The following is a 21,294-nucleotide window of genomic DNA, read 5'->3' as shown; positions in this document are numbered from 1 at the left end:
GTCTGGCCAACCCACGAGCCTTATGGCGAGCGAGATCGCCGAGGCTCCGGCGGTCGCGGAGGCGCTTTACGTCGACGGGAATATTGTTGCGCGGGCCGCCGAACTTTCGCGTCGGAGCTTCCCGTTCGTCGTTATCTGCGGGCGGGGAAGCTCTGGCCATGCTGGCGTATACCTCCGCTACCTGATCGAAACACGGCTTGGGCTCTGCGTCTCTGCGTCCGCGCCGTCGGTTGTCACGAGCTACGATCGTGTGCCGCAGATCTCGGGCGCGCTTTTCATCGTCATCTCGCAGTCTGGACGCTCACCCGACCTCGTTGCGGCGACGCGAGCAGCACGGGCGGGCGGCGCGCTGACTTTGGCCATCGTCAACGACGAGGCTTCGCCAGTGGCACTCGCAGCCGACCTTGTTCTGCCGATCTGCGCTGGACCCGAGCACGCCGTGGCTGCCACCAAGACGGTTGTGAACTCCTTCATCGCAGGCGCTGCACTTGTTGCTCACTGGGCCACGGACCACGCACTTCAGGGTGGCCTTGCCAAGCTGCCGACGCGACTGGCAGACGCCCTCACCCTCGACTGGTCCGCTTGGTGCGATGACCTTAACTGTGCGCCGGCCGCTTTCGTCACGGGCCGTGGTCATGGGCTCGGCTCTGTCCGCGAAATCGCGCTCAAACTTTCAGAAACACTCCGCTTGCCGGCCTTTGGTTACAGTGCTGCCGAGTTTCGGCATGGCCCCAGAGCCTCTGTGTCGACGATGACGCCGGTTCTTGCGTTACGGCAAGCGGACGCGGTCTCTCAGGGTATCGATGACTTGGTGCGAGATTTCCGGCGCGCGAATCTGATCGTCCACACCTGTGGCGGACCGGGCGGAACGCTGCCGTGGCTCCCGGACGGCCACCCGGCCTGCGATCCGATCACCATGCTGCTGCCGGCCTACTGCGCCATCGAGCGCGAGGCCCGCCGCCGTGGCCTCGATCCCGATTCGCCCTCCGGCCTGACCAAGGTCACGGAGACGTTGTGAAGGCGTCTCCGTCTGCTTCCGACGAACTTATCGTCGCCGCCGAGCACGTCTTCGACGGCGAGCAGCTCCACAACGACCGCTTCATCGTGATCTGTGACGGGCGCATCTTAGATGTGCTGCGTGAGGTTCCATCCGGCGTCCACCACTTGCGTCTTCCACCAGGGGCCATCCTCGCACCCGGCTTCGTCGACCTGCAGGTGAACGGCGGAGGTGGCGTTCTATTCAACAACGATCTGACTCCAGCGGGCCTCGCTCGAATTGCAGCAGCACATCGCCGCGTGGGCGGCACCACTTCGCTGCTGCCTACCCTGATCAGCGACACGCGCGCCGTCATTCAGGCGGCCATCAACGCTGTCGGAGACGCGATTGCAGCGGGCGTGCCAGGCATCCTTGGAGTTCATGTCGAAGGGCCATTCCTAAGTCCGCGACGAGCCGGCATCCACGACCCTGCCCGTCTCTCCCAGTTCACGCCAAGTGACGTTGACCTCCTCACAGGCTTGGGCAACCGCGGTGTTACCCTCGTGACCCTTGCGCCGGAAGAAGTCCCGCTAGAAGCCATTTACGCGCTTGTTGCTCGCGGCGCCTTCGTGAGTGCCGGACACTCTGCCGATGAGGGTAGAGCCATTCGTGCCGCGCTCGACGCAGGCCTTACTGGCTTCACCCACCTCTTCAACGCCATGTCTCAGATGGGACCTCGCGAGGCGGGTGCCGTCGGAATTGCGCTCACAGACGACCGCGCCTTTGCCGGCATCATCGCCGATGGACACCACGTTGAGGACGTCCCACTGGCGGTCGCTCTGAGAATGAAAGGGCCCGAGCGCTTGATGCTCGTGTCGGATGCCATGCCACCGGTTGGCAACCCCAACGCAGGGGCAACATTCACCCTTTTCGGTCGCAAGATTCACATCCATGGCGACCGGCTTACCAGTGACAATGGGACACTCGCGGGCGCAGCGCTGACGATGGCTGGTGCAGTGCGTCACATGCACAATCGAGCCGGGGCATCGCTGGAGGTGGCGCTGACGATGGCATCGCTCACGCCTGCCCGGTTCCTAAAGTTGGACAGGGAAATTGGGCGTATTGCTCCAAACTACTGGGCCGATCTTGTGATTCTAGGCAGCAAGCTCGAGGTCCTAGGAACGATTGTTCGAGGAAACATCGATTTCACCAATCCTTCCCCAGGCACTCAGTTCTCATCGGCTGTTTCGTCGCCTTCTGTTGAGTAGGTCTGTATCAAAATCTAAGGGACCTAAACGATGCCAATCAAAATCGTGCCGACAGTTGCTCAATCAGACCAGAAGCCAGGCACGTCTGGGCTACGTAAAAAGGTGCCTGTCTTCCAGCAACCGCACTACGTCGAGAACTTCATCCAAGCTATCTTTGACAGCATACCAGATCGCAACGGCTCAACACTGGTGATTGGAGGTGACGGCCGCTTCCTCAACCGCGACGTGGTGCAAATCGCGATCAAGATGGCTGCAGCGAACGGCTTCCGGCGCTTGCTGGTCGGGAGGGGCGGGCTTCTCTCAACGCCCGCGGCCTCATGCGTCATCCGCAAGCACAAAGCGGTTGGTGGCATCGTGCTCTCGGCAAGTCACAACCCAGGCGGGCCCAACGGCGACTTCGGCATCAAGTTCAACACAGCCAACGGCGGTCCGGCGCCTGAGAGTTTTACCGCAGCGATCTACGAGCGCACCCGGACCCTGACGGAGTATCGCATCGCGGAGGTGCCCGATCTCAATCTCGATCAGCTTGGAGTGATTTCCATCGACGACATGATCGTGGAGGTCATCGATCCGGTCGCCGATTACGCTCAGCTCATCAGTGAGCTCGTCGACTTTGGTGCGATCAGTCGGCTCTTCGCATCAGGGTTTCGAATGCGTTTCGATGCCATGAGCGCGGTGACGGGCCCCTACGCAACCGCCATCCTCGAGGGCATGCTGGGCGCACCAGGCGGCACCGTCGTCAATGCTACACCACTGGAAGATTTCGGAGGCCACCACCCTGATCCCAATCCAGTGCATGCCAAGGAGCTCTTCGACCTCATGCATGGTCCGGGCGCCCCGGACTTTGGCGCTGCGTCGGACGGTGACGGCGACCGCAACATGATCGTTGTACCAGGCCTGTTCGTGACGCCCAGTGACAGTCTTGCGATTCTCGCAGCCCATGCGCACCTCGCCCCGGGCTATTCCGGCGGTCTGGCTGGCGTAGCGCGATCGATGCCGACGAGCCGCGCCTTGGATCGTGTCGCCGCCTCGCTGGGCGTTAGTTCGTTCGAGACCCCAACCGGATGGAAGTTCTTCGGCACTCTCCTCGACGCGGGGCTGATCACGCTGTGCGGTGAGGAGAGTGCTGGGACGGGATCCAGTCATGTGCGTGAGAAGGACGGTCTCTGGGCAGTTTTGCTCTGGCTGAACATCCTCGCTGTGGCGGGCAAGCGAGCCGATGATGTCGTGCGGGAGCATTGGGCCTCGTTCGGTCGAGACTACTACACGCGACACGACTACGAGGAGGTCGACGCTGAGGCCGCGAGGCGCGTCATGGAGGGCCTACGCAACCGCTTGGCCGAGCTTCCCGGGCGCTGCGTGGGGGATTTGACGGTCCAAGCGGCCGATGAGTTTCGCTACGTTGATCCGGTGGACGGTTCCGTGACGGAACAGCAGGGCATCCGGATCACCTTCGAGGAGGACGCTCGTGTCGTGTATCGACTATCCGGCACGGGCACAGCGGGCGCTACGTTGCGGGTCTACATCGAGCGCTACGAAGCGGCTCGCGACCGGCATGAGCTTGAAACCCAGCACGTGCTCGCCTCGGTGGTGCGAGCAGCCCGGCAGCTCGCGGACATCGAGCGCCTGACGGGACGGTCTGAGCCCAGCGTGATCACATGAGAGATACTAGAGAAGCTAGTTCACTGACATGCCCGGCTTGCGGAGACAGCAAGCTGCGCGCTGACAACGTGACAAGAGCAGCGTAAAAGATGCTGAGCGTCATAGCCTCACCTCGCATGTCTAAGAACGCGCGCAGTTGAGCGATAAGCAACACCCCTTAAAAATTACACCGTCTATTGCAGTTAGAAAAAACATGCTGAACAATAGCCGCCTCTCCCTTCATGCGTCCCGCCATCTTCATAATGTTCTGAAACGTCCCGCATCGCTCCATCCGGAGTGTCGAAAAATCGTCAGCTGGAATTTGCTCCGACGAATCGGAGCAAATGTCGGCTGCCTCAGCTTGTTGATAGAGCGAGAGCAACCTGATCTCCTCTTGATGCAAGAAGCAACAGAAGACATCGAAGGATTACAAGCAAAAGTTGGCGGCTACTATGTGTGGTCGCAAATGCCGGGTCGCATACATGGTTTGGCGATCTGGAGTAGAACGCAGTTCGTCAGCAAGCCTAAGATTATCGAGCTTCCATCCGGAGCGCTTTATGATCGCATATCCCAAGTCGTCGATCTAGGCGATTTTGGGGTAGCAAATGTTCATTTATCTCATGGGCAAGCACTGAATCGGCGGCAACTGCGTTGTATAGAGAAGAGTTTGCCGGCACGAGCCGCGGTAATAGGCGACTACAATCTCGTAGGTCCGACCCTATTGCGCGGTTTCGCCGATGTTGGCCCACGGTTACCAACGCATGCAATGGCCAAGGTCGTGCCTTTGCGTCTGGACCGCTGCCTTGTTCGTGGACTTACGTGCCAAAGTGTATCTGTTTTGCCGCGTGGTGCCTCGGATCACAGACCAATAGTCGTGCATCTCTCCCCGACGCTTAGCCATAGTCATCCGGGACCCAAGCAATCTAAAGGTATGGCAACAATAATCGGGCGCTTGCGTCGCGCAGTCGGACAGGCAGGGCGCGCATCCGCAGCTGATCGAGTGTAAGAGGAGCGGTCATCTTTGTTCGTATGAACGTAGAGAGACGCTCCGCAAGCTGAGCGTCATAAACCTCTACGTTCAATTCAAAATTCAGACGAAAGCTGCGCATATCCCAATTTGCGCTGCCAATAAAACACCATGCGTCATCGACAACTAATATTTTAGAATGGTCAAAAGGTAACTCATCGAGCCAAATGCGCACATCACCTTCGAGGAGTGGGTCAACATGTGCCCGTGTCGCCCAATCGACAATCTTGTGATCGCTCTGCGCTGGAATAACAATGTCAACATTGATGCCGCGCCCAGCGGCGAGCGAAAGTGCAGAGCTAAGAGTCTCGCTTGGTAAGAAATAAGGTGTAATTATTTTAATACTTCGTCTTGAGCATGTAATAGCTTGAAGAATGACAAGCTCAATCTTCCGCAAATCGGCGTCAGGACCCGACGTTACAACCCGCGCAATGGCCGGACCAGCATACTCCAACTCTGGAAACCATCGACGCCCATCAAGCTCTTCTCCGACGACCAATTCCCAGTCGCTCGCGAATGCAAGTGTGAGTTGCTCAACTATCGGCCCACAGATCTTAAAGTGTGTATCGCGAATGGGATCATTAGGAGCGTCATCTATACAGTTGTCACTTGCAATGTTGATCCCGCCTGTAAAAGCAATCCTTCCATCAACAATCAGCAACTTTTTATGCGTTCGCAAGTTTAGGAATGGCATGCGCCATGGTAGGGCTGAATGAAGAAACCGTCCTACTGGTATCTGAGCGTTTCGTAGCCGACGTTTGATACTTGGAAATGGATATCCGCTACCTATACCGTCAATAATAACACGCACCTCCACGCCCCGGTTCTGAGCAGCGGCCAGTGCGTCAACGAAAAATCTTCCGGTCGCATCATCCCTGAAGATGTAGCTTGACAGTGCGACTGAGCACTTTGCCTCGCCGATGGCTTTAAGCATTGCCGGATAAGCCTCATCACCATTGCGGAGAGGATCGACAGAGGCGCCAATGCGCAGTGGCAATGATGTGATCTGGCCCACCGCGTAGTCGAGTGGGTGCAATGCCGGAGCGAGTGAGGCTGCGACCCGCTTATTGCCGGCATTTCGCTCCGACAGCTGATTTGATGGCTTTATTCGCAGCTTTCGTGCACGGCGAGCGACCCGATTAATTCCAAATAAGCTATAAAAAGTGGCCCCTATTATTGGAGCTATCCAAGCTAGACCTATCCAGCCTATTGCTGCGGCAACCTCTCGTTTGCGGAGTAGCACGTGGACAGTAACTAGCGCAGACAGAAATACGCCTACAATAGTAAACAGTCCCATATTGATAGGGGCAATCAACTCTATCAATTGATGCAAAACTTCTTGCAAATTTATTTCCACGCTAATATTAGACGTTCACTCGAAGTTGGGGAGATATGATCCCGATAATGGGTTATGTCATTGCCTGGTTGGCTGCAAGGCTGTCAGCATTTGCTCCGCTGCCGCCATGCTTGGCTCCAGCTTCAGATCAGAACCAGCAAGATTGCTAGGATCAGAAAAGTCGCGAGGCCGGAAATGAGCACTATCCGGTTGACGTCGGTTCTCTCGCGAGAAGTGACGGTCGCGGCAGGCGCTGTTGCAATGTCGGCCACAGGCCGAGCCATCATCGGTCCACCCTCCGCGGCTCTTGCGACCGGCTCTACGGCATCGCTCGCAACGGGGGGCAGCTCTGGCGCGAAGGACACCGGCTCGTGCGCTCGCGGCCCGAAGACCTCTGGCTCAACGCTGATGCCTGCCGCCTCCAGTTCCAGCATGACCAACACGAGAGCGTCCACATCCATGCTGTCGACGGGCAGAACCGCCTGAAGCTCTGCGGCAGTCAGTTCTCCGCGCTCACCGCCAAGAACAATCAACCGGTCGAGCGTCCCGCGATCAATCGTGCTCGCCATCCCGACATCCCTTCGCTCTCGTGCTCATAGCCCCGCTGCGTCAGCCATCGAGGCGGTGCACGCGCCTCAGCCGCTCCGCATGCCGTCTGAGCCCAGGGGCACATTGCCAACGCTCTGACTGCCCCCCGGAGACCGGCGCACTCAGCACGATTCACACGCGTGGCCGCGGCCTAGTGTGGGAAGCTTCACACAGGCAAATCTCTAGATCTGTCCGAGTGCACTCCGCTGGTAACCCTCACGCGCATTCTGTAGCTCTTCTAAAAATTCCGCGGCAATGCAGGCGCGCTGTGCTGGATCGTGACTGCTCAGCGGTAAGATTAGCCTGTCGCCGCGCCGCTCGAGTTCATTGTCTTTCACGATCAACTCCTCGAGCCTACCGGGCCGGAAGTCGGCTGCTAGCCCCTGCGGACCGCCGCTCAGACGCTCAATGCCAAGACCAACGCAGGCGACCCGGAGTTGAGCGAGGGTGATCAGCTCCTCGACCGGCTCCGGCAGTGGACCGAACCGGTCTTCAATCTCCTCGCGTAGCGCCGCGGCCTCTTCCTGCATCCGCAATCGCGCCACTCGCGTGTAGAGGCTCAGGCGCAGCTCCGGTTCAGGCACATAGCTCTCCGGCACGTGCCCTGAGAGCCCAAGCTGGACGTCAGGATGCCAATCTTCGACCGGCTCACCACGAGCGGCCCTCAACGCCTGCTCAAGCAGATGCTGGTAGAGTCCGAGCCCGATCAGGCGCACGTGCCCCGCTTGATCCTCGCCAACAAGGTCCCCCGCTCCACGCAGATCCAAATCACGCGCGCTGATCGCGAATCCGGCCCCAAGTCGGTCGAGAGCTTCCAATGTGCGCAGCCGCTTCTGGCTGGCTAGTGAGAGAGGCGCCTCGGAATCGCTCAGCAGATAAGTTACGGCCCGGCGCTGGCCGCGTCCAACCCGGCCGCGCAGCTGATGCAGCTGGCTGAGGCCGAACTTGTCCGGCTGCCAGACCAGCATGGTGTTGGCCCGCGGCACGTCGAGGCCGCTTTCGATGATGTTGGTGGCGAGCAGCACGTCGCCCTCGCCATCCGCGAACCGCACCATGACATCGTCCATCTCGGCCGGATCGAGTTCGCCGTGTGCCACGAGAACTTGCAGCTCGGGGGCGATATCGCGCAGGCGTTCCTGCATTGGCGCAACGTCTGCGATGCGCGGGCAGACGACAAAGCTCTGACCGCCGCGCCGGCGCTCGCGCATCAGAGCGGCTCGCACCGTGTCGGACGCGAAAGGGGCGATCAGAGTGCGGATCGGCTGGCGCACAATGGGCGGCGTCGCGAGCACGCTGAGATCCTGCAGGCCGACGAGGGCCGACTGCAGGGTGCGCGGAATCGGCGTGGCGGTTAGAGTTAGGACGTGCGCCCGCTGCCCCAGTCGCCGAAGCCGCTCCTTCTGCTTGGCTCCGAAGCGCTGCTCTTCATCGACTACCACAAGGCCGAGGTCAGCGAAGCGCACCCCGCGGGCCGCGAGCGCGTGCGTTCCGATAACGAGGCGTATCGAGCCGTCAGCAATGCCTGCCTTTACGCGCTTGGCCTCGACGGGCGGAACGAGGCGCGACAGCTGCGCCACCTCAATGCCAAAGCGGGCGAACCGGCGCCGGAAGGTCTGCACGTGCTGGCGCACCAGCACCGTAGTTGGTGCAGCAATCGCGACCTGTTTGCCCGCAAACAGGGCGGCAGCAGCTGCACGCAGCGCCACCTCGGTCTTGCCAAAGCCCACATCGCCGCAGGCCAGCCGGTCCATGGGATGACCTGAGGCAAGGTCGCTGAGCACAGCATCGATCGCACTTGACTGATCGGCCGTGAGTGCGAAGCCGAAGCCTGCAGCAAAGCGCTGCATCTCGCGTGTTGGTGGAACGAGCACAGAGGCTTTTGCCTGACGGCGGGCTTCTGCCAGTGTCAGCATCGTCTGCGCGGTTCGCCTGACAGCATCCTCAACACCTGTCCGTCGTTTCTCCCAGGTGCCACTCTCAAGTCGATCGAGGCTCACGGCATCCACCTCTGAGCCGTAGCGCCAGATCCGGCCGGCTTGGCTGGCAGGCACCATAAGAACTGCGTCATCGGCAAAGCGCAGGCGCACAGCGTCCTCAGCTTGCCCGTGCGGTCCGGTGACACGCTCCAGCCCCTCGAAGACGCACAGGCCGTGATCCTCGTGGATAGCAACGTCGCCGACGCGTAGCTCGACCTCACCAAGAGGCAGGGCTGCTGTCGCTTCACTCGAGGTAGCACTTGCCTGGTGGCCGAAGAGGTCGGGTGCTGTGAGAGCAGTGACGCTCAACTCCGGCATACGAAAACCGGCTTCAAGCGGCGCCTCCATGGCGAGAACCTGGCCAGGCTCAGCCTTCAGCACCGCGGCCCAAGTGTTGGCCCTCTGGAGTTTGTGTCCGAGGACCGATACGGCCTCCTGGGCGAGACGGCGAAAGCTATCTTTTGAGCTGGCCAGCAGGATGCGATCGCCGGCCTTCTGCCGCTCGCGCAGGTATCGCGCGAAGGCAGCCGTGGGGCGCCGCTCGCGTGCAAAGACTGGCACAGTGTTGTCTTCAATCTCCTCGGCAAAGGCGAGCTGCTTGCAAGCGAGGAGGTCCAACCATTCTTTCGGCGTGAAGTAGAGCCCCTTGGTCACGCCCGGCGCTGTCCCGCTCGAGAGGCGCACGGCACCTTCCTGGCCGTCCTGGATCTGCTCGAAAAAGGCTTCGGTCCTCGCCTCGGATCCCGCCTCGACCACGAGCAGCGCTTCGGGCACGTAGTCGAGAAGGCTCGTGAGCTCCTGGTAGAAGCGAGGAAGTTCATGCTCCTGACCGCTGAAGGGTCTGAGCGCCTCCTCAGAGTCTGGTGCTAGGATGATCTCGGTGGCCGGATCAACGATGAGCACCTCAGCATCTGTGAGGGAGCGCTGCGAGACAGGGTCGTAGGAGCGAATGGCTGTGACGCGCGCGTCATCAAGCTCAATCCGACATGGCCTTGGCGCTGCGGCGGGAAACAAGTCGATCACGCGTCCGCGGACGGCGACCTCCCCGGGCTCGTCGACGCGATCATCAAAGACGTAGCCGAGACGCTGAAGGGTCTCGATAGCCCTTTCGGGCTGCAGCGGGTCGCCCACTCGGATCTCCAAATGTGCTGCGGCCCAGGTGTCAGGTGGCGGCACGCGCTGGATCAGGGCAGGTGCGGTGGTCAGCACAAAGTCCGGCAGGTTCGCTTTGTCCGTTAGCCACCGCAGCACGCCGGCGCGCGCGCCCATGGTTCCGCGCGAGGGGGACGCCCTGTCGTATGGCAGGCAATCCCATTCCGGATAGACCGCGACGCTGCAGCCAGGCGCGATAATCCGCAGGATCTCCGCCAATCGCTCCAGGCGCCGTGCGTCACGCGCCACATGGACCAGGGGCGTTGTCCTACCCGCTAGGCTGAGCAGGCCGGCAGCGAGAGCGCCTAATGGAGCGAGCGGCAGGGATGCGTTGCCCGCGGTGTTTGGCGCAGGCTTCCGTTTTGTGCTCGCTGGCATCTCGACTCCGCAGAAGGCCTCATAGCCGTCACCCGCAAACCCGCGACAGAGCTGGACGGGTCCGATGAAGCCTGTGGCGCCTGCATGTTGCCTAGACCGGCGCGACTCCACGTGCGCGCCCGGAAAGCCTTGTGTGCAAACATCAGACTCTGTAGAGAGTTGATTGCGCGGCCACACTGCCGGCGCATGGGCGACCCTCTGGTCCCTCGCCATCCGCATCGCGGCTCATTACCGGCGCTCTGAGCGCCTGCGCACACGGCTTCACGCACCTGACACGATTCGAACGCGTGACCATTGCCTTCGGAGCCTTCGCTGCCCTCCCCACGCATGCACGCCTCGCTCCGCGTCCCGTTGCACCCTCCCGCCGCTTGCGGTAGGACTTGCCTCGGTCAGCACCCGTAGCTCAGCTGGATAGAGCGTTGCCCTCCGAAGGCAAAGGTCACACGTTCGAATCGTGTCGGGTGCGCCAATAAAATTAATGACTTAGAGCCATATTATTGGCGATTGCTAAGTTGCTAGCGACCACATAGCAACCAGCACACGACACCCCGGAGATCTGGCGGGAGTTCGTGAGAACCGTCAGCTGGCCGCTGCGAATCAGGGGCCCGCGCGCTGAGCTGATCCTGGCTGGGCCAGAGGCGGCCCCCTGGGTATCGGACCAATGGGGCACCCTCCCCCCACCTGCGTCTTAGGGCCCCGCTCTCGTAGACAGGCCAAAAAATTGGGACGGCGCTTAGCGCCTTGACCGCCCAACTCGACTCTAACCAAACCCTTGAGCGGTCTGCGACCAAGGTCCGCTCGGGGTGGAAAGCGGAAGTTGGCCTTCAGTCCCGAAGCGGACGTTGCGTCTCTGACCCAGAGACGTCGCCGTGACCGTTTTGCAGAGTTCTCGGGAGAAGACGTTCGTCAGAAATGAGTTAGGTGCCCACATCAACACCAGGGCTACACCAGGCAAGGCTGCGGCCGCCCCGCTTCCCCAGCATCGCAAGCCTAAGCACATACCTTCGACGGTTTGCCGCGTGTATCCTGCAACACAGTTGGTATTAGATCTGTCCTGGGTCTTGGATGGGGAGCCCAATGAGTGGTGTGCGCATATCGTCGCGACGTGCCGTGATCGTTGGTCTGGGGGCTACGGCTCTAGGACTAGCCGCAGCGGCAGAAGGTCTCCCGACAGTCGCGGTGATGAAGGACCCGACCTGTGGCTGCTGTGAGAAGTGGATCACGCACCTGCGCGAGGAAGGCTTTACGGTCGTGGTCATGGACGGGCCCGTCACGCCCTTGAAGGTCCGCCTCGGCGTACCGCGTGAGCTTTCGTCCTGCCACACGGCCCAGGTCGGCGGGTACGTCGTCGAAGGGCACGTGCCCGCGGGAGCGATCAAGCGCCTGCTGGCGGAGAAGCCGCACGGTATTGGCTTGGCCGTGCCCGGCATGCCCGCGGGCTCGCCCGGCATGGAGGTGGAAGGCATGGAGCCTGCCACCTACGAGGTCGTGCTGTTCGGACCGGACAGCCGGAGCACCTTCGCCCGCTACCGTGGCAGCGAAGTCGTCTGAAGTTGCATTCCCCTTGACCTTCCCAGGGTAGGAAGCTCCACACCTAGTGATACCAGCGAGGTCATGCCCCCGCCTCGATTCCATAGGGTTGCGGAAACCAAGGCCGTCGCTTTTCCATTCCCTCGCAGGACCCTGGGATTTCCAGGCGCCTGATCAAGGTGTACCGCAGTCGCCATGAAACCCGGCCAGCATATCGTGCGCTTGGCGGCGGTGATGATCGCGATGATCATCGCCTACGCCCTGCCGTCCGTCGCCTGGGCTCATGGAGGTCATGATTACCATCATCCGGCCGTGGCCGAGACACAGGCCGCTCCTGACGTGGCGGCAACGCCAGCGCCTCGGTCCCAGACGGCCGAGACCATTCCCTCGTCGGCCGGATCGGCGATAGCCACAGAGGCGGCAGCCTTTCCGTTCGCGGCCGCCTGGCAGGGCGCGGCATCCTTGGCGCTCAACGGGTCAGTCAAGGCCAATGATGGCGGCAAGGGCTGCGGCCCGGGTGCCTGCCAAGGCTCCTGCTGCGGACCCATGACCTGCTGTGTGACCGGCATCCTAACCGGATCGGCATCGCTGCCGGCGCGTGCCTTCGGACATGTCCGGATGGTGCCGAACGATGTCGCGGTCGTCTCGGGCCTCGGCCCGGAGGCCCTGCCCGAGCCCCCAAGACCCCTCGCGTAGCGAACGGCGCGCCTGAGGCGCGCGACGCCTGGATTCCGTCCGCCGATAGCGGACGAGCGTCCCGTGTTCGACCGTGAGGATGCCCTTCCATGTCATCTCGATTTGCAGCCGCCCTCGGGGCGATGCTGCTGGCTGCCGGCCTGCTGGCCGCTCCCGCTCGCGCCCATGAGGGGCACGACCACGGCGCGCCGCCCCCGCCAGTCTCGAATACCATCACGCCTCGTGGCGAGGCCGTCTCCGAGGCCTTCGAACTAACCGCCATCCCGCGGGAAGGCAGGCTCACGCTCTACCTGGACCGGTTCCGGACGAACGAGCCCGTGCGCGGCGCCGTGGTCGAAGTCGAGACGCCCGAAGGTCAGAAGACCGCCACCGAGACGGCGGATGCCACCTACGTGCTTCCCGCCGCCTGGATGGCGAAGCCCGGCACCCACGACCTGCTCGTCACCGTGACCGCGGGCGACATGGTCGATGTCCTCACCGTATCGGTGAACGTGCCGGACCCGAAGGCATCCCCCTCGACTGACCAGCCGGCCGCGGCCGCGACGGCTTCGTCGGTCATGCCGACGGTCTCGGCCGTGCTCACCGAGCTAAGAAACCGCTTTATCGCCAAGGACCCCATCCTGATGGCGACCGCGGCCGGAGCCTTCCTCCTCGGAATGCTCGTGACCGTTGCGGTGCGCGGACGGCGCAGCGTTCCGGCGGTCGCCCTGATCGCGATCGCCATCACGCTGACACTCGGCACGGCGGCCTTCGCACACGGCGACGAGGATCACGGCAAACCGGCGCCGGCCCAACCCCCGGTCCAGGGCGCGGCCCTGACGGCTCCGAGTGAGCCAGCTGCCGATCTCGCCCAGCGGCTGCCGGACGGCTCGGTCTTCGTGCCTAAGCCGACCCAGCGTCTCCTCGTCCTGCGCACCAGTATGACCGAGACGGCGACCTTCCACCGGGCGGTCGAGCTGCCGGGCCGCGTCATCCCCGATCCGAACGCGAGCGGCGTGGTGCAATCCTCCGTCGGTGGCCGGCTGTCGCCGCCCCCCGCGGGCCTGTTTCCCCGCCTTGGCACGGTGGTGAAGCGGGGGGACGTCCTCGCCTACGTGACGCCACCGGTCCAGGCCATCGACGTCTCGGACATGCGCCAGCGCCAGGGCGAGCTCGACCAGCAGATCGACATCGTCGAACGCCGGGTCGAGCGCTTCCGCAAGCTCTCGACAACCGGCGCCGTCGCCCAGACACAGCTCGACGACGCCCTCTCGGAGCTGAAGGGCCTTCAGGACCGTCGCAAGGCGCTCGACGCCAATCGGCAGCAACCGGAGGCCCTCACGGCCCCCGTCGACGGCGTGATCGCGCAGGCCTCGGCCGTCGCGGGCCAGATGGCGGCGTCGGGTGCGATGATCTTCCAGATCGTCGACCCCGCCTGCCTCTGGATCGAGGCCCTCAGCTTCGATGCCTTGACGACGGCGGAGAACGCGACCGCGCGGTTGAGCGACGGGCGCACCCTGTCCCTAACCTATCAGGGCGCTGGGCTCGCCGACCGAAACCAGGCCATCCCGGTCCAGTTCGCGGTCACGGGCGACACCTCGGGCCTGCGGGTCGGACAGTTCGTCACCGTGCTCGCCGGCACGGACGCAGAGCAGATCGGTCTCGCCCTCCCGCGCTCCGCGGTCGTTCGCTCCGGAAACGGGCAGGCCATCGTCTACGAGCACGTCACGGCCGAACGGTTCGTGGCGAGGCAGGTGCGGGTCGAGCCGCTCGACGGTACCCGCGTCCTCGTCGCCGAGGGCGTGGGCGCGGGCAAGCGCATCGTGACCGAGGGCGCCGAGCTCCTCGATCAAGTCCGGTGAGGAGGCGACGCCATGTTCAACTTCCTCGTCACGCAATCCCTGCGCAATCGCCTCTTGGTGCTCGCCATAGCCGGCGTGCTGGTCCTGTACGGGGCCTTCACGGCGACCAAGCTGCCGGTCGACGTCTTCCCCGACCTGAACAAGCCGACCGTCACCATCATGACCGAGGCGGAAGGCTACGCGCCGCCCGAGGTCGAGCAGCTCGTCACCTACCCCATCGAGACCCGCATGAACGGGCTGCCGGGCGTGACCCGCGTGCGCTCGGTCTCGGGCGTCGGCCTGTCCATCGTCTACGTCGAGTTCGACTGGGGCACGGACGTCTACCGGAACCGCCAGCAGGTCGGCGAGCGCCTGTCCCTGGTGCGCGACCAGTTGCCGGCCAACGTGGTCCCGCAGATGGGGCCGATCTCCTCGATCATGGGGCAGATCCTGCTGGTGGCGGTCACCAGCGACACCGCCAGCCCCATGGAGGTGCGCGAGGCCGCCGACTTCGTCCTGCGTCCCCGCCTCCTCACCATCCCGGGCGTCGCCCAGGTCATCCCCATCGGCGGCGAGGTCCGCCAGTTCCGGGTCAGTCCGAACGTCGCGGCGATGCGCGCGCTCGGCGTCACCAACGCCCAGGTCGAAGGCGCGCTCGCCCAGTTCGGCACCAATGCCGGCGGCGGTTTCACCGACCAGTATTCACGCGAGTACCTGATCCGGAACATCGGCCGGACCATGAGCCTCGACGACCTGCGCAGCGTCGTGGTGGCCACGCCCGGCGACACGCCCGTCTACCTGCGGCAGGTGGCGGAGGTCTCCTTCGCCCCACGCGTGAAGCGCGGCGACGGCGGCTACATGGGCAAGCCCGGGGTCATCGTCTCCGTCGAGAAGCAGCCCGCGGTCGACACGGTGAAGCTCACCCGGGAGATCGAGGCGGCCCTCAAGGAGGTCACCGGTACCCTGCCGCACGGCATCAAGGCCGACCAGATCCTGTTCCGGCAGGCGAACTTCATCGAGACCTCGATCAGCAACGTCGAGCGGGTGCTCGTCGAGGCCGTCGTGGTCGTCGCCATCGTGCTGTTCGCGTTCCTCCTGAACGTGCGCACCACCGCGATCTCGCTCAGCGCCATCCCGGTCTCGATCCTGACCACCGCCGTGATCTTCCACTTCGCCGGCCTGTCCATCAACACGATGACGCTCGGGGGGCTGGCCATCGCCATCGGCGAGCTCGTCGATGACGCCGTGGTCGACGTCGAGAACATCTTCCGGCGTCTCGGCGAGAATCGGGCAGCCGGCTCGCCGAGCTCCACCTTCGACGTGGTCGTCTCCGCCTCGTCCGAGGTGCGCTCGGGCATCGTCTACGCGACGGCCATCATTGTTCTGGTGTTCGTGCCCTTGTTCGCGCTGTCCGGCATCGAGGGCCGGCTCTTTGCGCCTTTGGGGCAGGCCTACATCATCTCGATCCTGGCAAGCCTCCTGGTCTCGGTCACTCTAACGCCAGTGCTGGCCTACTACCTGCTGCCAGGCCTGAGGAGCCTCGCTGAGCACGACAGCGCCCTGCTGCGTTGGCTCAAGCGCGGCAACGCACGGCTCCTCGGCGTCGCCTTCCGGCATCAGCGGCTGCTCATGGCCACGGTGACCATGGCCGTCCTCGCGGCGGGCATCGCCGCCTGGAACCTGCCGCGCGCCTTCCTGCCGCCCTTCAACGAGGGCTCGTTCACCATCAACACCACCTTCAACCCGGGTATCTCGCTGTCCGAGAGCAATCGTGTCGGCCTCATCGCCGAACGCCTGCTGCTCCAGGTCCCCGAGGTCGCGGCGGTGGGGCGTCGCACGGGCCGTGCCGAGCTCGACGAGCATGCCGAGGGGGTCCACTCCTCGGAGATTGAGGTCGAGCTCAAGGCCGGCGGTCGGCCCAAGGACGCCGTCGCTGCCGACATCCGGCGCCGCCTTGCGGTGCTGCCCCTGTCTGTGAACGTCGGCCAGCCGATCTCGCACCGGCTGGACCACATGTTGTCCGGCGTCCGGGCCGAGATCGCCCTGAAGATCTTCGGGGAAGACCTCGATGCCTTGCGGGGCGTCGCCAACGACCTGCGGGACCGGATGTCGAGGATTCCCGGCATCGTCGACCTGCAGGTGGAGAAGCAGGTCCGCATCCCGCAGCTGGAGATCCGGGTCGACTACACCCGGGCCGCTCTCTACGGGGTCCAACCGGCGGCCCTCATCGAGCAGCTCAGCCGTCTCTCCAACGGCCGCGTCGTCTCGACCGTGGCTGACGGCTACAAGCGTTTCGACGTGGTCATGCGCCTGCCGGAGCGGCAGCGCACGACGCAGGGCCTCAAGGACCTCCTCGTCGAGACGCCCTCGGGCCGGGTGCCGGCCCGCCAGATCGCCGACATCCGGGAGACGGACGGACCCAACCAGATCCTGCGTGAGAACAGCCGGCGCCGCCTCGTGGTGCAGGCTAACACCAGCGGCGACAGCGACATGGCCACCATCGTGGCGGCCCTCAGCAAGGAAATTGCCGACGCGAAACTTCCGCCTGGTTACTTCGCCAGCTTGGAGGGCACTTTCCAGGCGCAGGAGGAGGCGAGCCGCACCATCGCGGTCCTGTCGGGCATCTCGCTGACCCTGGTCTTCCTGCTCCTCTACAGCCGGTACCGCTCGGCCGTGCTGGCGCTCATCATCATGGGCAACGTGCCGCTCGCCCTCATCGGCAGCGTGCTCGCGCTCTGGCTCGTAGGCCAGCCGCTCTCCGTGGCCTCGATGATCGGGTTCATCACGCTGGCGGGCATCAGCGCGCGCAACGGCATCCTCAAGATCAGCCACTACCTGAACCTGTTGCTGCATGAGGGCATGCCGTTCGGGCGGGACCTCGTGGTGCGCGGCAGCTTGGAGCGGCTGACGCCCGTGCTGATGACGGCCCTCTCGGCCGGCGTCGCCCTGGTGCCGCTGCTGGTCGACGCCGCCGCACCGGGGAAGGAGATCCTGCACCCTGTCGCGGTGACGATCTTCGGCGGACTCATCAGCGCCACGCTGCTGGACACGTTCCTGACGCCCGTCCTGTTCCTGAGATACGGCGCCAAGCCGTTGGAGCGCCTGCGCATCACGCAAGGCATCACATCCGCCATCGAGGGCGCCAAGCCGCGTCCCGTCGAGGCGTTCTGAGCCATCCCCATCCACACAGGAGAACACCCATGATCCGACGAAAGCTCGTCCTCGCCGCCGCACTACTCACGGCCGGCGGTGCAATTGCCCACGAGGCCAAGAGCCAGCATGGCGGCCGAGTCATGGATGCGGGCAAGTACCATGTCGAGCTGGTCGCCAAGGGCGAGAGCGTGGACGTCTTCGTCTCGGACGGGGACCAGAAGCCGATCCCTGCCGCGGGCTTCAAGGGCACCGCCATCCTGCTCGTGGACGGCAAGCCCGCGCGCATCCCGCTCCAAGCCGCGGACGGCAACCGCCTGTCGGGAAAAGCCGCCGTCGCACTCGGCGACAGCCCCAAGGGAGCCGTTCAGCTCACCACGCCGGACGGGGCCACCGCCAGCGCCAAGTTCAACTGACCCTGGACCGCTCTTAGAGAAGGAATCCCCGAATGCAGATCATGACCAAGACCATCGCCGCCTCACTCCTGGCCATGACCTTTGCCGGGCCTGCGCTGTCTCAGGGCACGCACTCCCACGGCGACCACAAGATGCCGGCGGACAAGGGCGCGACGCACGACGCCGACATGATGAAGATGATCAACGAGATGAAGCCTGCGCCGGGCGATGCGGTCTCCACGAAAGCCTTCAAGGAGGCCGACATGAAGATGATGCACGACATGCACGTGCCCTACACCGGCAACGCCGACGTCGACTTCCGCACGCACATGATCCCCCACCACAAGGGCGCGGTCGAGATGTCCAAGGTGGCGCTGAAGCACGCCAAGGACCCCGCCACCAAAGCGATGGCGGAGAAGATCATCGCCGACCAGGAGAAGGAGATCGCCGAGATGGAAGCCTGGCTGAAGAAGAACCGGAAATGACGTGAGCGGGCCCATTGAACCATGGGCCTGCATCGGCCGGGCGTTCGAGCATGGGGCTTTATTCGTCTCGTCTTAGCGCCCGGTGCGAGCCTTCCTGCGGGGCGCGGGAGGTTCCGGCACCGCCGTAGCGCCGCTCGAATAGCAGGCCGGTACGTTCGCGCCGGTTTCCAGGCTGGCTATGATCGGGCAGTCTGGCCGCCCGTCTCCGTCACAGGCATCTGCAAGGGATCGAAGGGCGTCCGCCATCTCGCGGAGCTGGCGTGCCCGCCCTTCGAGCTCCTCGATGTGGGCCGTCGCGATGGCCTTCACGTTGGCGTTGCTCCGGCTAGGGTCGCTCCAGAGCCCGAGCAGCACCTTGATCCGCTCCAGCGAGAAGCCGAGGTCGCGGGCGTGGCGGATGAAGCCCAGCCGGTGCAGGTCGGCCGTGCCGTAATCGCGGTAGCCGCTGTCCCGCCGGTCCGCCCGGGGCACGAGGCCGATGCTCTCGTAGTAGCGGATCATCTTGGCCGAGACCCCCGAGGCCTTGGCCGCCTGACCGATGTTCATCGCGACGCGCTTTCTCCTGTTGACCTTACCATGATGGGAAGGTCCAGGACGGTTCGCAAGATCGATGACGATTGGAGCGCCGATGTCCGGACACACTTCCACTCACGAACCGACCCATGCCCTGTCGGGCGATGATGGCCGTCGCCAGCAGGTGCAGGCCAGCGCTGCCGAGGCCCGCAAGGCGGTCCTCTACCGCATGGTCATGCCTCACCACGTTTGTCCCTACGGCACCAAGGCGAAGGACCTCCTGGAGCGGCAGGGTTTCTCGGTCGAGGACCGCTGGTTGCGGACGCGCGAGGAGATCGATGCCTTAAAAGCCGAGCATGGCGTGAGGACCACGCCGCAGGCCTTCATCGCGGGCAAGCGCGTCGGCGGGTACGACGATTTGCGCCGCCATTTCGGCAAGCCTGTCGCGGACCCAACCGCCGTAACCTACACGCCCGTCATCGCGCTCTTCGCCATGACCGTCTTGATGGCCCTGGCGACGAGCTACGCCGTGTACGGCACGCCCCTGACAGTACGCGCGGCCGAGTGGTTCATCGCCTTCAGCATGTGCGTCCTGGCGCTCCTGAAGCTCCAGGACGTAGAGAGCTTCTCCTCGATGTTCCTGGGCTACGACCTGCTGGCGCAGCGCTGGGTCCGGTACGCCTACGCCTACCCGTTCCTGGAAGGCATCGCGGGCGTCCTGATGGTGGCGGGTGCGCTGAACTGGCTGTCCATCCCCGTTGCCCTGTTCATCGGCACGGTCGGCGGGGTTTCGGTGTTCAAGGCCGTCTACGTCGACCGGCGGGAGATCAAGTGCGCGTGCGTCGGCGGACCGAGCAAGGTGCCGCTCGGCTTCGTCTCGCTGACCGAGAATGTGATGATGATCGCCATGGCGGTCTGGATGCTTGTGGCGTCCCACTGATCTCTTCGCGACCTGGCTGCTCTGCGCCATACGCATTCGTTCTAGTGGGTCGCCCGGAAGCGGACACTCTGAAGGTCCGACAAGGGTTGGGAGCGGGCAGCGTGGCAACGTCCGGTTCGCCGCTTTTCTCACGGATGCGGATCGACTGAAATCCACCTAATCATGCCGCAGAGCGCATCGAAAGGTGTCGACCCAACCTAGCCGCTCGAGGTAATTCGCGGCGCGCCTAAAAGCGGTCGTCCAGCCTGCTGTTGGCGCGCATCTGGCGAAGTTAGTCTCGGACGAATATGCCTCGTTTCCGGCCGTTCCACTTGTCCCGGTTCATCGGCGGGCTGCTGTGGAACTTAGGCTCAGACAGAGGGTAAGAGGAGTCCACGATGGCTGATGTCCGCTGCATTGGCCTCGTGCTTTGCCCGGGCTTCGATTTCATGGGCTTGGCGGTAACCTCGCCCTTCGCTGTCGCCAACCGATACGCAACTGACACAACCTATGACATCCGTGTCTTGTCGGAGGCCGGTGGCCTTCTTCGCTCGGGGTGCGGCCCCGCCGTGGAGACCGAGCGGCTGAATAAGCCTTCCGCCTTCGACACGATTATCGTCGCCGCGGGGATCAGCCTTCCCGAGCCCAGCCCGGATCTTCTCGCCTATTTGCAAGAGGCGGCTCGTTCCACGCGCCGCTTGGCAGGCCTCTGCCTCGGTGCCTTTGCCCTAGCCGACGCCGGCTTGTTAAGCGGGCGGCGCGCGACGACGCACTGGCGCTACGCGCCTCAATTCCGCACGCGCTATCCCGACTGCGACCTCGACATCGATAAGATCTACGTTGCGGACGGCAATATCTGGACGTCCGCCGGTATGTCGGCCGGCATCGATCTCGCCGTCGGCATGGTTGAGCGCGACCACGGCCGGCAAGTGGCTCGTACCGTGGCACGAGGCCTCGTCATGGAGCGCCGCCGGGCCGGGGGGCAGGCCCAGCACTCGGCCCTGCTCGACTTCGACGCGCCGAGCGACCGGATCCAAAGCGTCCTCGCCTATGCGCGGCAGAACCTGCGGCGTCCGCTGATCACGGAGGATCTCGCGGAGGTCGCCTGCCTTAGTCCGCGTCAGTTCGCACGAGCTTTCCGAGCAGAGACGGGCGTCTCGCCGGCAAAGGCGGTCGAGGTGATGCGCGTCGAGGCCGCCAAGCACATGCTCGAGCAAAGCCGCCTGCCCATCGAGGAGATCGCCGACGTTGCCGGCTTCGCCAACCGTGAGCGCATGCGCCGGGCCTTCCTGCGCGTCCAGGGGGAAGTCCCACGGGCAATCCGTCGGGCGGCTGGACCCCTCGCGGTCGTCTGATCGATCCGCATGTCCGAAAACGAGGCAATTATGACGTAGTTGGTACCAAGAACTCTGCGTAAGCATGGCCGCGGGTGCTGCTGACTGTC

The 21,294-nt window shown here is 63.7% G+C and carries 16 protein-coding genes and 1 tRNA gene; 13 read left to right on the top strand and 4 right to left on the bottom strand.

Translation table 11 applies throughout. From position 1 onward, the window contains the following. Positions 1 to 22: 22 nt before the first annotated feature. The 4 genes from MFF55_RS02005 to MFF55_RS01990 all read left to right on the top strand — a co-directional run bounded on the left by MFF55_RS02005 (position 23) and on the right by MFF55_RS01990 (position 4,891). Positions 23 to 1,018, top strand: coding sequence for an SIS domain-containing protein (locus tag MFF55_RS02005; protein ID WP_238242403.1), 996 nt, complete (start codon positions 23 to 25; stop codon positions 1,016 to 1,018). Beyond that, a complete protein-coding gene (gene nagA / locus MFF55_RS02000; protein ID WP_238242402.1) occupies positions 1,015 to 2,244 on the top strand; it encodes an N-acetylglucosamine-6-phosphate deacetylase in 1,230 nt (409 codons plus the stop codon). The genes MFF55_RS02005 and nagA overlap by 4 nt, the downstream gene beginning before the upstream one ends. 30 nt (positions 2,245 to 2,274) lie before the next feature. After that, positions 2,275 to 3,906 carry an alpha-D-glucose phosphate-specific phosphoglucomutase gene (locus tag MFF55_RS01995; RefSeq protein ID WP_238242401.1) on the top strand — a complete coding sequence of 544 codons (1,632 nt, stop codon included), beginning with the start codon at positions 2,275 to 2,277 and terminating at the stop codon, positions 3,904 to 3,906. A 193-nt stretch (positions 3,907 to 4,099) separates the two neighbouring features. Next, complete coding sequence (locus MFF55_RS01990; RefSeq protein WP_238242523.1) at positions 4,100 to 4,891, top strand: endonuclease/exonuclease/phosphatase family protein; 792 nt, start codon at positions 4,100 to 4,102, stop codon at positions 4,889 to 4,891. On the opposite strand, the gene MFF55_RS01985 is transcribed toward MFF55_RS01990, so the two are convergent. The 3 genes from MFF55_RS01985 to MFF55_RS01975 all read right to left on the bottom strand — a co-directional run bounded on the left by MFF55_RS01985 (position 4,809) and on the right by MFF55_RS01975 (position 10,342). Continuing rightward, entirely contained in the window at positions 4,809 to 6,257 is a 1,449-nt protein-coding gene (locus MFF55_RS01985) for a phospholipase D-like domain-containing protein (protein WP_373874694.1), read from the bottom strand. The two genes, MFF55_RS01990 and MFF55_RS01985, sit on opposite strands and share 83 nt — an antisense overlap. 134 nt (positions 6,258 to 6,391) lie before the next feature. Then, positions 6,392 to 6,817, bottom strand: a complete 426-nt coding sequence (locus MFF55_RS01980; protein WP_238242399.1) for an RNA polymerase sigma factor region1.1 domain-containing protein — start codon at positions 6,815 to 6,817, stop codon at positions 6,392 to 6,394. 201 nt (positions 6,818 to 7,018) lie between these two features. Then, positions 7,019 to 10,342, bottom strand: a complete 3,324-nt coding sequence (locus MFF55_RS01975) for a DEAD/DEAH box helicase (protein WP_238242398.1) — start codon at positions 10,340 to 10,342, stop codon at positions 7,019 to 7,021. Between the two features lie 392 nt (positions 10,343 to 10,734). On the opposite strand from MFF55_RS01975, the gene MFF55_RS01970 reads away from it, so the two are divergent. From MFF55_RS01970 to copM, 7 genes are all read left to right on the top strand, one after another. Further along, a tRNA-Arg gene (locus MFF55_RS01970) sits at positions 10,735 to 10,811 on the top strand. Between the two features lie 608 nt (positions 10,812 to 11,419). Continuing rightward, on the top strand, positions 11,420 to 11,893 hold the full coding sequence (locus tag MFF55_RS01965) for a DUF411 domain-containing protein (RefSeq protein ID WP_238242397.1): 474 nt from the start codon (positions 11,420 to 11,422) through the stop codon (positions 11,891 to 11,893). A gap of 174 nt (positions 11,894 to 12,067) precedes the next feature. Continuing rightward, a complete protein-coding gene (locus tag MFF55_RS01960; protein WP_238242396.1) occupies positions 12,068 to 12,568 on the top strand; it encodes a hypothetical protein in 501 nt (166 codons plus the stop codon). An 89-nt stretch (positions 12,569 to 12,657) separates the two neighbouring features. After that, positions 12,658 to 14,409 (top strand): efflux RND transporter periplasmic adaptor subunit, encoded by a 1,752-nt coding sequence (locus MFF55_RS01955; protein WP_238242395.1) that lies wholly within the window; start codon positions 12,658 to 12,660, stop codon positions 14,407 to 14,409. 12 nt (positions 14,410 to 14,421) lie between these two features. Further along, entirely contained in the window at positions 14,422 to 17,559 is a 3,138-nt protein-coding gene (locus tag MFF55_RS01950; RefSeq protein ID WP_238242394.1) for an efflux RND transporter permease subunit, read from the top strand. 29 nt (positions 17,560 to 17,588) lie between these two features. Beyond that, positions 17,589 to 17,954 (top strand): hypothetical protein, encoded by a 366-nt coding sequence (locus MFF55_RS01945; RefSeq protein WP_238242393.1) that lies wholly within the window; start codon positions 17,589 to 17,591, stop codon positions 17,952 to 17,954. Positions 17,955 to 17,986: 32 nt separating this feature from the next. Then, the gene (copM, locus tag MFF55_RS01940) at positions 17,987 to 18,418 is read left to right on the top strand and encodes a CopM family metallochaperone (protein WP_373874693.1); all 432 of its coding nucleotides are present in this window, start codon (positions 17,987 to 17,989) and stop codon (positions 18,416 to 18,418) included. A gap of 72 nt (positions 18,419 to 18,490) precedes the next feature. Here the strand turns inward: copM and cueR are convergent, their stop codons facing one another. Next, positions 18,491 to 18,964 (bottom strand): Cu(I)-responsive transcriptional regulator, encoded by a 474-nt coding sequence (gene cueR / locus MFF55_RS01935; protein ID WP_238242392.1) that lies wholly within the window; start codon positions 18,962 to 18,964, stop codon positions 18,491 to 18,493. 196 nt (positions 18,965 to 19,160) lie between these two features. Between cueR and MFF55_RS01930 the strand changes: the two genes are divergently transcribed. Further along, positions 19,161 to 19,871, top strand: a complete 711-nt coding sequence (locus tag MFF55_RS01930) for a MauE/DoxX family redox-associated membrane protein (RefSeq protein ID WP_238242521.1) — start codon at positions 19,161 to 19,163, stop codon at positions 19,869 to 19,871. Between the two features lie 377 nt (positions 19,872 to 20,248). After that, positions 20,249 to 21,205, top strand: coding sequence for a GlxA family transcriptional regulator (locus MFF55_RS01925; RefSeq protein ID WP_238242391.1), 957 nt, complete (start codon positions 20,249 to 20,251; stop codon positions 21,203 to 21,205). Positions 21,206 to 21,294: the final 89 nt, after the last annotated feature.

Origin of the sequence: Methylobacterium iners (assembly GCF_022179305.1) — a bacterium.
Lineage (GTDB): Bacteria > Pseudomonadota > Alphaproteobacteria > Rhizobiales > Beijerinckiaceae > Methylobacterium > Methylobacterium iners.
This window is presented reverse-complemented; position numbering and strand designations above follow the sequence as displayed.

Bases quoted from the DNA above. Each gene is read 5' to 3' on its own strand.
- MFF55_RS01925 (WP_238242391.1), top strand. From the start codon at position 20,249: ATGGCTGATGTCCGCTGCATTGGCCTCGTGCTTTGCCCGGGCTTCGAT.
- MFF55_RS01965 (WP_238242397.1), top strand. From the start codon at position 11,420: ATGAGTGGTGTGCGCATATCGTCGCGACGTGCCGTGATCGTTGGTCTG.
- MFF55_RS01960 (WP_238242396.1), top strand. From the start codon at position 12,068: ATGAAACCCGGCCAGCATATCGTGCGCTTGGCGGCGGTGATGATCGCG.
- MFF55_RS01990 (WP_238242523.1), top strand. From the start codon at position 4,100: ATGCTGAACAATAGCCGCCTCTCCCTTCATGCGTCCCGCCATCTTCAT.
- copM (WP_373874693.1), top strand. From the start codon at position 17,987: ATGCAGATCATGACCAAGACCATCGCCGCCTCACTCCTGGCCATGACC.
- MFF55_RS01945 (WP_238242393.1), top strand. From the start codon at position 17,589: ATGATCCGACGAAAGCTCGTCCTCGCCGCCGCACTACTCACGGCCGGC.
- MFF55_RS02005 (WP_238242403.1), top strand. From the start codon at position 23: ATGGCGAGCGAGATCGCCGAGGCTCCGGCGGTCGCGGAGGCGCTTTAC.
- MFF55_RS01955 (WP_238242395.1), top strand. From the start codon at position 12,658: ATGTCATCTCGATTTGCAGCCGCCCTCGGGGCGATGCTGCTGGCTGCC.
- MFF55_RS01950 (WP_238242394.1), top strand. From the start codon at position 14,422: ATGTTCAACTTCCTCGTCACGCAATCCCTGCGCAATCGCCTCTTGGTG.
- MFF55_RS01930 (WP_238242521.1), top strand. From the start codon at position 19,161: ATGGTCATGCCTCACCACGTTTGTCCCTACGGCACCAAGGCGAAGGAC.
- MFF55_RS01995 (WP_238242401.1), top strand. From the start codon at position 2,275: ATGCCAATCAAAATCGTGCCGACAGTTGCTCAATCAGACCAGAAGCCA.
- MFF55_RS01980 (WP_238242399.1), bottom strand. From the start codon at position 6,817: ATGGCGAGCACGATTGATCGCGGGACGCTCGACCGGTTGATTGTTCTT.
- cueR (WP_238242392.1), bottom strand. From the start codon at position 18,964: ATGAACATCGGTCAGGCGGCCAAGGCCTCGGGGGTCTCGGCCAAGATG.
- MFF55_RS01975 (WP_238242398.1), bottom strand. From the start codon at position 10,342: ATGCCAGCGAGCACAAAACGGAAGCCTGCGCCAAACACCGCGGGCAAC.